At 42.4% G+C, this 12,742-nt stretch carries 6 protein-coding genes; 1 reads left to right on the top strand and 5 read right to left on the bottom strand.

From position 1 onward, the window contains the following. Positions 1-65: 65 nt before the first annotated feature. Together GPM24_RS10745 and GPM24_RS10740 are read right to left on the bottom strand one after the other, a co-directional pair. The gene (locus GPM24_RS10745; RefSeq protein WP_158826756.1) at positions 66-1,601 is read right to left on the bottom strand and encodes a RagB/SusD family nutrient uptake outer membrane protein; all 1,536 of its coding nucleotides are present in this window, start codon (positions 1,599-1,601) and stop codon (positions 66-68) included. 12 nt (positions 1,602-1,613) lie between these two features. Then, positions 1,614-4,595, bottom strand: a complete 2,982-nt coding sequence (locus GPM24_RS10740; RefSeq protein WP_158826755.1) for a SusC/RagA family TonB-linked outer membrane protein — start codon at positions 4,593-4,595, stop codon at positions 1,614-1,616. 887 nt (positions 4,596-5,482) lie between these two features. On the opposite strand from GPM24_RS10740, the gene GPM24_RS10735 reads away from it, so the two are divergent. Continuing rightward, positions 5,483-7,156 carry a PAS domain-containing protein gene (locus tag GPM24_RS10735; protein ID WP_158826754.1) on the top strand — a complete coding sequence of 558 codons (1,674 nt, stop codon included), beginning with the start codon at positions 5,483-5,485 and terminating at the stop codon, positions 7,154-7,156. 227 nt (positions 7,157-7,383) lie between these two features. On the opposite strand, the gene GPM24_RS10730 is transcribed toward GPM24_RS10735, so the two are convergent. The 3 genes from GPM24_RS10730 to GPM24_RS10720 all read right to left on the bottom strand — a co-directional run bounded on the left by GPM24_RS10730 (position 7,384) and on the right by GPM24_RS10720 (position 12,740). After that, positions 7,384-7,749 (bottom strand): RNA recognition motif domain-containing protein, encoded by a 366-nt coding sequence (locus GPM24_RS10730; protein ID WP_158826753.1) that lies wholly within the window; start codon positions 7,747-7,749, stop codon positions 7,384-7,386. A 377-nt stretch (positions 7,750-8,126) separates the two neighbouring features. Then, positions 8,127-9,566: a TolC family protein gene (locus GPM24_RS22200; protein WP_233268791.1), complete on the bottom strand. Its 1,440-nt coding sequence runs from the start codon at positions 9,564-9,566 to the stop codon at positions 8,127-8,129. A gap of 9 nt (positions 9,567-9,575) precedes the next feature. Further along, a complete protein-coding gene (locus tag GPM24_RS10720; protein WP_158826752.1) occupies positions 9,576-12,740 on the bottom strand; it encodes an efflux RND transporter permease subunit in 3,165 nt (1,054 codons plus the stop codon). Between the last annotated feature and the right edge of the window lie 2 nt (positions 12,741-12,742).

Here is a 12,742-nt window from a genome sequence, read left to right as displayed (position 1 = left end):
ATTAATAGGTATGAAAAACGTAGCGATGAAAATCGCTACGTTTAAAGATTCGGGACGGGCTATTATTAATAGCCAAAGTTTTGTTTAAGGTTTGGATTGGAGTCAACCGCGCGTTGAGGGATAGGATAAACTACACGATAACCGGCCGACTTTGTTTCTCTTTGATCAACCGGATCATTGAATTTCCCAAAGCGGATGAGGTCGTTACGTCTCCACGATTCCCAGTACAACTCCCGGCCACGTTCTGCTAACAGTGCTGTCAGGTCAAGATTGGCCAACTGCGTAGCGCCACGGTTAGCACGAATTTGATTTACTAATGCTAATGGCTGAGCAGCATCGGTGCCGCCACGCAAAATAGCTTCGGCTTTCATCAGCAGTACATCAGCAAAACGGAAAAACACATAGTCGTTACCGCTTTGACCGTAGTTGGCAGGGTTAAGTGCAAACTTAACTACCCGGATACCTTCGGCCTCGGTAGCATAACCCAAATTTACATTTGGTGTAAATACCAATGGGTTACCACTTCGGTCAAGCACGTTAACCAGATTACCCTGTGCGTCATACTTTTTTTGCTGACCAACCAGGAAACCCACGTTGTGCCCGGTTTTGTCAGTGTAGCCCGGCAGGTTATACTTTTTACGAATATCATTGTCCTCAAAGCTGTTATAAAAAGCAGCCAGGGTAGTGAATCCGTTCCAACCATCTGGGGTAGTATTGTAGTGCATGCCCATACGGGTACGGTTCTCTACACTTGCATTCTGACCAACGTTCGGATCATTCTGACGAGCAAATATGATTTCTTTAGAGGCTGTAGTATTATCCCATTTAAAGTTATCATAATAGTTTGGTGTTAAGGTATAACCACCATTGTTAATGATATCATTTAAATAGCCTAACGCCTTGTCCATATCGGCTTTTTGAAAGGTATATGGTCCGGCAGCTGTAGCAGGGTCTTGATAGAATACTGCTTTATTCAGGTAAATTTTAGCCAGCAAAAATTCGGCAGCATATTTATTACCCTTTCCCGGATCTTTGGTGGTTTGATTGGCTATAGCAAATTCCAGATCTTTAATCATGAAATCAGTCGCTTCTTTACGGGTCATTACACGTGGGTTGGCATCCGGGTCGTCAGTAACTTCACGAAAAGGTTGCTGTCCGTAAAAATCAACCACCCAATACATAAAGAAGGCACGTAAAAAGCTAGCCTCTGCTTTGGTTTGATTGTCTGCTGCTTTAGCTATTACCGAGGTTGCACGGTATACGCCAATGTTCAGGTTGTTCCAGGTATCATAAATTTGGTTGTGAGATGGGTCCCAGGTATGCTGATGCAGTTTACGCCAGGTACCAAAGTCGTCCCAGTCTGTTCCGCGAGTTGGGCCCATCATCTCGTCTGACGAATGCTCAGAAAGTGCGTACCAGTTTGCCTGATCGTTGAACCCGTTCAATTGTGAATAAACACCCCCCAAATCGGCGCTGGTTGCTGCACCGCCTTTATCTACATATTTGCTTCCGTACAGGTCTTCATTTAGCTTGGTACAACTAAGGTTAAATACTGCTAAAGCCCCTGCACTTAATAATAATTTCTTATTTAATTTTTTCATGTCCTTTTAAAATTAAAAGCCTGCGTTAATACCCAAAGTGAATGTGCGTGCGTTTGGATAAGCGGTGTAATCAATACCTCTTGAAGGCACGTTATCTCTTGATTTATTAGTATTTACCTCAGGATCTAAGCCCTTGTATCCAGTAATCAGCGCTAAGTTTTGGCCTGTTACGCTTACACGTAGTGATCTGATACCTTTCATGGAACCGGTTGCGAAGGTATAGCCTATATTCACGTTAGATAGACGTACAAAGTCGCCTTTTTCTAAAAAGCGTGTTGATACACTACCAGAGTTTAACGGGTTTTCGGCGCTGGTTGCTGCATCATAGGTTACGTTACGGCCATTCTTTAAACTTCCTTTAAGGAAATAAGCGTTGGCGGTATTATTGTAAATTACAAAACCTGTACTGGAATTTATGAATATGCTTGCATTCCAACGACCGTAGGTAAAGTTGTTGGTTAACCCCTGCGTAAATTTAGGCAATGCGCTACCAACAATTGAAGACTGACCATCATTTGCATAAGTAGAGATACCGTTAGCATCGTAACCTGTCCATGTTGGCAGGTAGAAAGATCCCAGCGGATAACCGTCGCGGATAACCTGTGAGTAAGCACCAGATAAACCCTGACCGTTAATATCGCCTGTGATGATTACGCGATTACCAAAGTTTTTGATTGTGTTTTGCGTGTAAGTACCATTATAGGCAATTTCCCAGTTAAAGTTCCGACTCTTAATGGCCTGAAAGTTTAGGCTATAATCAACACCTTTATTAATAATGTTACCTGGCAGGTTAACCCAACGCTGAGTTGACGCTGACGGCTGTGCATATACTTGCAGGAACAATACATTTTTCAATGAGTTGTGGAAATAATCTACCGTACCGCTGAGCCTACCTCCGGCAATCGCAAAATCTAAACCTAAACCGTACTGCGTTTTAGTTTCCCATTTTAAAGTAGGGCTGGCATTGCTAATTACCGTGGTACTACCGTTAAGCTGATACTGGCTAACGGCAAGTGATGCATACGGCGGGAACTCCTGGTTGCCAGTTAAGCCATAGTTTAAGCGAAGGCTTAAGTCGTCAAATGCTCTTTTAGGCGCCCAGCTTTCGTTAGAAATTCTCCATTTAAAAGCACCTGCCGGGAAGTAGCCATATTTGTTGTTGGCACCAAATTTAGATGAACCGTCTGCACGAAAGGTAAAAGTTAAAAAGTATTTGTCATTATAAGTATAGTTAGCACGGCCAAAGTATGACTGTAACTCATATTTAGAACTATCGCCAAAAGCAGCAAACGGACGAGTGTTAAAATCATCAAGGCTGCTTGCTTGTGTAGTTTTATCTTTTTGGCCGTAAGCTATATTATTAAAGCTGTAGTTTTTAAAGTTTTGGTATGAGTAGCCACCTAATAAATTGATGGCATGTTTACCAACTGTTTTATCATAAGTTAAGGTGTGCTCTATGATAGTTGAACGTAACTTCAGGTTTTGTTCTATACCACGGCCATTACCTGTAACCTGCGGAATACTTGCACTGCTACGAATACTTTGGCTACCGGTATAACCAATTAAACGTGAATCCATAAAGGTTTCCCGCTTAGCGGTGTTGTTATCATAGCCGAAGTTAACCTTATAAGATAGGTTTTTTACAATTTTCCAGGTACCGCTTAAGTTAGTTAAATAGCGGTTTAAATTATCGCGGTCATTAATATATTCCAACATGTTGGCCACATTCCGGAAATTAGCATCACTATTATTAAAGTAACTACCATCGGGGTTTTTAATTGGATAGGTAGGGTTAGATAATAAAGCGGCACCAATCAAGCTACCTTCAAAACCTGCGTTGTCACTAATAGGGGCGTAGCGGTTTTTAACGTTTGATGCGGTAAAGTTCAGATCAATTCTCACTTTATCACCAAACAGGTTTTGAGAAGCATTTAAACGACCAGTTAACCTTTTCAGGCTTGAATTTTCAACAATGCCTTGTTGGTTATCATAACCAAAGTTGAAACGGTAGGTGGTTGATTTTCCTGCATTACCATAGCCCAGGTTATAGCCTTGTGATATAGCAGTACGGAAAATTACATCCTGCCAGTCTGTGTTACCTTTTTTGTCGATAACGGAAGCTGTAGCACCCGCGGCAGTAGCGTATTTCACATAGTCTGCAGCACTCATTAAGTCGTATGTTTTAGCTGGACTAGAAACGCTGGTATTTGCCGTAAACTGAATACCCTGGCCTTTTGAACCTTTACGGGTGGTAATCAAAATAACACCATTAGCACCTCTTGAACCATAAATTGCAGCAGCAGAAGCATCTTTTAATACAGAGATGTTCTCAATATCTGCAGGGTTTAAGAACGCTAACGGATTACGTGCAGAAGAAGTACCTGCACCGGCATCCAAACCACCGGAAGTGCCACCATTATCCAGAGGTACGCCGTCAACCACATACAACGGGTTGTTGCCGCTTCGAACAGATGATGCGCCACGGATGTTGATAGAAACACCGGCACCGGGTTCGCCGCTGGCAGGTGTAACTTGTACGCCAGACACACGTCCTTGCAGTAATTGCTCAGGGCTGGAAATAACCCCTTTGTTGAAGTTTTTAGGTCCTAACGATGCCACGGACCCTGTTGCATCTTTAACTCGTTGGGTACCATAGCCAATAACTACAACATCGTTAAGGTTGCCGGTTGTGCCTTTAAGCGCTAAATTGATAGTAGTTCGGGACCCTACGTTAATCTCCTGCCTTTCGTATCCTACAGAAGATACAACGAGGGTAACGTTTCCTGCCGGAACGGATAATCTGAAGGTTCCGTCAACCTGAGTGACAGTACCGGTAGATGTGCCTTTTACAGTGACGGAAGCGCCAGGTAACGAGCTACCATCCTTACTGTCGGTAACTTTACCGGTAATCGTCCGGTTTTGGGCGAAAACAGGATGAAATAGCAAGCAGCACAAAATAGAGACTGCTGCGCAAAGTAAACTTTTTGCATACATGATTCTTGGTTTAGTTAATTTAGGTACGAGGAAATTTTAATTGGTTCCCTAAGTTAAAAAATGTAATAACATTATTACAATAGCAGGATGAAATATTTTCAAATTTTTTTCAGTTACTCAAAAAATGATGCAAAACCCTCTCTTACTATTATTTAATTGTGATGATAAATGGTAAGTTTTGTGTAATGAATAGTTATGTACAATGGAAATTAACTGGTGGAAGAATTATACTTTTTTGTTGGTTAACATAAGTGGAGCTTCCAGCATAGAGTTGCCCTTCAAAAGTTAAAGAATGGCAATAGATTGCGATTTAGCGTACCTAAATCTTTATTGCAGTAGAAAAACGGCAGCCATGAAAGCGCTGACGGCGGCAAGTGGTAAAAACAATAGCCTATTGGTAGAGAGATGTAGCTTATGGGCAATTGCTGACATTAAGTTTAGTAGACATTAAACTTTCATTTAGAATGCCAGCGCTAGAAATAATAGAGACTAGTGGTTGAATTTGACGGAAGTTACCTGTATCTGTAAAATTTATACAGCAACGATGCTTTTTTCTAACGCTACCTTTAATGTTTGCAAAGTAGTGTTGTTGTGCAGGGTGTTATCTTCTGTGAGATGGATTGGTTATGAACGCAAACTTTCTTAGTATTTTTATCAAAACCGCTGCTCTACCTTACAAAACTGAAGAATAAATAATTACGTATTATCTTATTATGCAATAGTCCATCTCTTCTTTAAGTACTTGCAGTTCCAGTATCAGATAATTGATACATATTAAGTCTTCGTTATATCATTGCGGTTATTTAATTTGTATACACTGCTCTTGACTACTTAAAAAATATAGCCAAGGCAGGGGTAAATGTGAAAACCACCTGACTTGCCACATTATGTTCATAAAACCAAACCCTATCCATTTAGAAGCTTTAAAGGCTCTAACCGTGTCACTGGCTGGTATTACAGATCTGGCTGCGGCAGACTGTAGGGGTTTGTCTTTTACCATACTTGTGAAAACAAAGCTTGCTGTAAGCGATTCGGCACTTCAACGTTTATATGGTTTTGTGCAGAGCAAGTTTCCGCCATCTCTTTTTACTTTAAATGTGCTTTCTATCTTTTGTGGCTACGATGGATGGGAGATGTTCTGTCAATCGCAAATATCTGATATAAATAAGCTAAACATAGCTGATAAAGAAGTATTTGATAACCCCTTATTTATAGCGCTACTCGAAACGTTAACGCCAACAGTTATCTTAAAGGCAAATATTCCTGACTTTACCATCATCACTTACAATAAGGCTTATGAGGTAGCCACCTACACCCAAAAAAAGAGATTGCGCGGATTAACATTCTGGCAGGCCTTTGATCCTAAAAATGCAGGTGGAGATGGACCAGCGCTGCTTTCTGAAGCTTTTTATGAAGCTATTAATAACCAAAGGGTTGTAAGAATGGAACCACTGCAATATAATATACCTTTTGGAACCATAAAAAGTGATAATTCGAGCTGGTGGGATATACAAATAATGCCTATTGTTGATAATGGTATATGCAAGTATTTATTAATTTATTTGAAAGACATCACAGAGCGGGTGCTGAATAAGGACGAAATTGAGCAAGCTATTTTCAGAGAACTAACTATGGCCGAAGATTTGGCTGAGGCGAATGTGAAGTTAAGCAAGGCTATTAAAAGCCTGGCAGAGAGCCATGATGAATTAACCCAAACCAAACGCCAGCTCGAAGAACTTAACGAGCATTTAGAGCACCGCGTTCTGGAAAGAACGGACAAGCTTTTGGAAAGTGAGACACGGCAACGCCAACTGATAGACAATGCCCCTATTGCGATAGCGGTGTTACGGGGAGCTAGCCATGTCGTGGAAACAGCAAATAAAAAAATTATTGAGTATTGGGGTAAAGATGATGGCGTTTTAAATAAACCACTAGCGGTTGCTTTGCCCGAGTTGAAAGGGCAGCCCTTTATTGAAATTTTGGATGATGTGCGCAAAACAGGTGTTGCTTATCGTAATTCGGATTTACGCGCGTTTTTAAATGTTGATAAAGTGTATCAGGCCCGCCATTTTGATATGATCTATCAACCTGTTCAACTCCATTCAGGTGTTACCGATAGTATTTATATCATCGCGGTAGATATTACCGATCATATCAATGCCAAAAGGAGGTTAGAACTATCAGAGCATATTTTAAATCAAGCAGTTATGGCTGCCAATATTGGAACATGGTCCGTCAATCCTAACACCAGGGTTTTGTCTCATAACTCTATATATGCAAAAATATTAGGTTGGGATAGCAAAGAACCTATACCGTTTGAGCGGGTTATAGCGCAAGTTACCCACGAGTTTAGAGAACATGTTGTGAAAGGTATGCAAAGCGCCATAGAAAGCGGCAAAGATTATAAATTTACCTATCTGCATAAACGGTTTAATGATGGGCAGTTAATATGGCTGCAGGGCATAGGCCGAACCTCAACCGATAACGTAAGTGACCAAATCATCTTTTCTGGAATTATTAAACAGATACCCCCAAATGAAGGTGAAAGTAAAAGTGACTAAACTGCTACAAAATTTAATAAAATCAGCTTTAGATTATTACAGTAACAGGTTAGAAATTGGAACAGATCTTTGCAGTTAAAAGAAAACTAATCCATGGTAATGTTTTTTTATTATAAGTGAACAAGTCACCATCATAAAAAAACAAGAATCCTATTAAACTCAATGCTATAAACCCATGATTGTGGCCAGATGGTAAATAAGCTAGTGGTAAAGCTTTTGTACTGAACTTAATTGTTCCTTGGTCTTCGCGGGCGTTTTGCTTTTGGTTGCGCGGCGGGCCTTTGAAATTGCCTGTTGTTTGGGCTAGCAAAATTGATGCGATTAGGTGTTGTTTCCATCCGCTCTGTTGGCTTTTGTTCGGCAATGCGAACGCTCATAACCCGATCGCCAATGGCAAGCCCATCCAGTGCTTTAATAGCACGCTCAGCGCCGGTCAGATCCATCATTTCCACAAAAGCATAACCTTTACTGATGCCGGTTTGCATTTCCCGGATAATGGTAATTCGCTTCACCATACCCTCATTGCTAAAAAATTGTTCCAATTCAATTTCTCCCATATCCCTGGGAAAACCTACTACAAATAACTTAACCATTGCGACGTTTGGCTGCAAATTTAACCTTTATATAATAACTCACATTATAATTTAGCCTATACTGTTGAAAATAGCATTTTTTGTAGTGATCTAATCTTAAAAATTAAATTGAATTGTGTTTTGAATGGCAGAAAGGTAATGTGCTATAAAGAAAGCTTTACCTAAGCCGTAAATAGAACCAGGTGGTGGTTAAAGTAATTTGAACCAATTTTGTTAATCCATTACAATACACTTTCTATAGCATGAGCTTTCGGTTGACACCGGTATTGTCCAAACTTTTTATACCTGCTGCCTTCTGGTTTCCTTGTATAAAAAAACGCAGCCTTTGTACAAAAGGCTGCGTTTTGAAGGAACTTAAATATCTATTGTAAACTTATTTACCGTTTCCAGCCACCGCCAACAGAGCGGTATAAATTAATGGCACCTATAAAGATGTTCTTTTTAGTATTGGCCAACTCCAATTCGGCATCAAGCACATTACGCTGTGCGGTGATAACCTCCAGGTAATTAGCCCGACCTACCAGATACAAATCATTAGCAACAGAAACGGCATTGTTTAATGCCTGAACTTCCTGTTGTTTGTGGGTGTACATCTGGTTGTAGTTTTCAATACTTTTCATGCTATTCATTACTTCCTGAAAACTGGATAGCAAAGTTTTTTGATAGCCATATAAAGCTTGCTGCCCTTCGGCTACAGTACGGGCGTAATCAGCTTTCAGCAACCGACGGTTGAATAGGGGCGTGGTTAATCCACCTAAAACACCGTAGGCCAAAGATCCAGAATTGAACAGCAACGACGTGCTGAACGCATTGAAGCCCACATATGGTGACAAAGTCAACGAAGGGAAAAATGCTGCACGCACCGCTTTAATATCTGCATTTGCAGCGTGCAGCTGAAACTCGGCCTCACGCACATCTGGCCGGTTAAGCAACAGCTGGGAGGGCACACCTGCTTTAAGTACCGAAGGCAGCTTCAGCGAATTGATAGATGTGTCGCGTGGTATGGCTCTTGAGAACCGACCGGTTAAAAAGTTAAGCTGGTTTTCTGTCTCGGTAATTTGCTGCAAAGTTTGGTACTCCAGGCCTTGTGTACGTTTTAGCTGTGCTAAAAATTGCTGCACAGCCAGCTCGGTAGCCCGGCCACCCAGCTTTTGCATTTTTACAATCTCGAGCGCGTTGTTTTGCAAAGCTATGTTTTTACGAATTACACGCAATTCATAATCTAAGGCCAGTAATTGGTAATAAGCCGTAGCAATTTGCGCTGTAAGCGATGTGGTTACCATTTTGTAACCGCTTTGACTGGCTAAAAAGCGATTAAAAGCCGCCTTTTTCCGGTTACGTAATTTTCCCCACAAATCCACTTCCCACGAGCTGCGAAAGCCCAGAAAATAATCGGGTGTTGGGTTGGGTATACGCTGGTCGCCGTTGATGTTAGGCGATAGGTTGGTATCGTAATTACCAACGCCGTTCATGGTATAATCGCCATATTTTTCTAAACCGGCATTGGCATTTACAGTAACATTAGGTAACAACAATAAACGGTTGTACCTTAAATTGGCATTAGCCACTTCAATACGCTGCAAAGCTGAAAGCACATCCGGGTTGGCAGCAAAGGCAGTATCAATCAGCTTAATTAAATACTCGTCGGCAAAAAAGCCGGATATGGGTAGCGTAGCTACATTGTTTGTGTCGGCTAACCCGGCGTAAGTATCGGGCATTGGTTCGGGCGGTGCCACGGTAACCGTTTTAAGGTTACCGCAGGCTGCCAGAAACAATGCCGTAAAACATATATATAATTGAATTTTTAATCGGTACATGATAATTGATTAATGATAAGTACTGGCTAGTTCTGCTTCATGAACTTCCTCTGTAATGGGTTCGTTTTTATCTTTCTTTTTAGACAAGCTGGAAAAGATTACATACAACCCTGGAATTAAAACCAAGCCAAACAAAGTGCCCAGCAACATGCCACCGGCTGCTGCCGTACCAATAGAGCGGTTACCCATGGCACCTGCGCCACTGGCTATACACAACGGTATTAAACCGGCAATAAAGGCAAATGAGGTCATGAGGATGGGTCGTAAACGAGATACGGCACCTTCTATAGCAGCTTTTAATACCGTAGCGCCTTCACGTTCGCGTTGTACAGCAAACTCTACTATCAAGATGGCGTTTTTACCCAGCAAGCCAATCAGCATCACCAAGGCCACCTGTGCATAAATGTTGTTTTCGAGCCCGGTAATTTTAAGGAAGAAAAACGCCCCCATAATACCGGTTGGCAGTGATAATATTACCGCTAAAGGCAGTAACAAGCTTTCGTACTGCGCCGCCAATAGCAGGTAAACAAACACTAAACAAATGATGAAAATATAGATGGCCTGGTTGCCCGATAATATCTGCTCGCGCGTCATGCCCGACCACTCGAACGAATAACCTTTGGGCAGCTTTTGCGCCGCTATGCGTTTGATGGCGTTGATGGCATCACCACTACTGTATCCAGCCGATGCATCGCCATTAATCATGGCCGAGGTATACATATTGTAGCGGGTTAGCTGTTCGGGGCCATATACTCTGCGCATTTTAATAAAGGTTGAAAAAGGCACCATTTCGCCTTTGTCGTTCTTCACATACAAACTAAGTAAGTCTTCCGGTTTGGAACGATACTCGGGCGAAGCCTGCACCATCACTTTATACATCTGTCCAAAACGGATAAAGTTGGATGCGTAGTAACTGCCCATCAGCGTTTGTAAGGTAGACATGGCATTATCAATGGTAATACCTTTTTTGGCGGCCATCTGCTGGTCAACCTCAATCATGTATTGCGGAAAGTTAGCATCAAAGCTCGAGAAGGCATTGGATATTTCGGGCGATTCATTAAGCGCCTTAATAAACTCGTTAGAGATGCTGGCGGTTTTCTGTAAATCGCCCGTGCCACTTTTATCCAGCAACCTGATTTCAAAACCGCTGGAATTACCAAAACCTGGCACGGTTGGCGGCGGGAAAAACTGTATGGAAGCATCGCCAATGTTTTTGGTACGGTTCTGCAATTCTTTTATAACATCATCCAGCGATTCTTTGCGGTCGTCCCAACCCTTTAAGTTGATCATGGCCATACCGTATGATGCACCGGCAACTTCGTTTACCAAGCTGTAGCCAGCCAGGGTAGATACCGACTCGATGGCTTCCATACTTTTGGTTTGCCGTTCAATTTCGTCGAGTACCTGTTCGGTACGCTCAACCGTAGCACCAGCCGGGGTGGTTACGTTCACGTAAATCATCCCTTGGTCTTCAGTTGGGATAAAGCCTGTTGGTAATATGGCGCTCACACCCCACGTGGCAGCAAAAAACAGCAGAAGCAATCCCAGGGTTATCACCCTGCGGCCAGCTATCTTGCCAATGAAACCAGAGTATTTGTTTTGCACGGCATCATAACGGGTGTTAAAACCTTTAAAGAACCGGTCTATAAAACCTTTTTTGGCATCCGTATTATGGCGTAGCATAATGGCACATAAAGCGGGGGTAAGAGTTACCGCATTAATACCTGATATAACAATGGAGATGGCCATTGTTAAAGAAAACTGTCGGTAAAATACACCTACCGGGCCAGACATAAATGCCACCGGCACAAACACCGCCGACATCACCAGTGTAATGGCCACAATAGCCCCGCTAATATCTTTCATGGCGCTGACGGTTGCCTCCATGGGGCTCATATGCTCTTCGCTCATTTTTACGTGCACAGCCTCTACAACCACAATGGCGTTATCTACCACAATACCGATAGATAGCACCAGTGCAAACAAAGTGAGCAGGTTGATGGAGAAGCCCAGCATCTGCATAAAAAACAGCGTACCAATTAGCGCCACCGGTACTGCCAGTGCAGGGATTAAGGTTGAGCGGAAATCTTGTAAAAAGATGTAAACGACAATAAAAACTAATATAAAAGCTTCAACCAGCGTGCGTAGTACCTCATGGATAGAAGCATCCAAAAAGCGTGAAACATCATAGTTAACGTTATAAGTCATGCCCGATGGAAAAGAAGTTTCCTTTAGCTCGGCCATACGGGTTTTGATGTTGTTGATTACATCGCGGGCGTTTGAACCAGGGCGTTGTTTAATCATGATCGAGGCAGATGGGCGTCCGTCTGTTTTGGACACCATGCTGTAAGTGAGCGAGCCAAATTCAATATCAGCTACTTCTTTCAGCGTTAATACCGTACCGCTTTCATCGGCTTTAATTACAATATTTTCATACTGTTTAGGTTCAAAAAATTTGCCGGGGTAGCGCAATACATACTGCAACATCTGCGGTGTACGGTCAGAACTTTGGCCGGTTTTACCGGGGGCCGCCTCTACGTTTTGATTGCGGATAGCTTTAATCACATCATCGCTGGATACCTTGTAAGCCATCATGCGATCAGGCTTTAACCAAACCCGCATAGAGTATTCTTTGGCACCCATAATTTCGGCACGGCCAACCCCGTCAATACGCTTTAATTCTTGAAGTACGTTGATGTCGGTAAAATTGTAAATGAACTTTTCGTCCATGTTTTTATCATCGCTCATGATGTTGAGGTACATCAGCATACTGTTTACCTCTTTTTCGGTGGTAACCCCTGCTTTGATAACCTCTTCGGGCAACTCGTCGATGATGGTAGCCACCCGGTTCTGCACGTTTACAGCGGCCTGGTCCGGATCGGTACCTACGTTAAAATATATCTGGATCACGGTTAAACCGTCGTTACTGCAAACGGATGACATGTAGGTCATGCCCGGTACACCGTTAATAGCACGCTCAAGTGGCGTAGCAACGGCCTTGGCACAAACCTCGGCATTGGCACCCGTGTAATTAGCTGTTACGGTAACAGAGGGCGGCACAATGTCCGGAAACTGGGTTACCGGCAATGTAATTAAAGCCAGTACACCCAGCAGGGTTATCATTAATGATATAACAAGCGACAGGATAGGCCGCTTAATAAATACATTGAACATTA

It is taken from the genome of Mucilaginibacter lacusdianchii (genome assembly GCF_009770985.1).
Classification (GTDB): domain Bacteria; phylum Bacteroidota; class Bacteroidia; order Sphingobacteriales; family Sphingobacteriaceae; genus Mucilaginibacter; species Mucilaginibacter lacusdianchii.
This window is presented reverse-complemented; position numbering and strand designations above follow the sequence as displayed.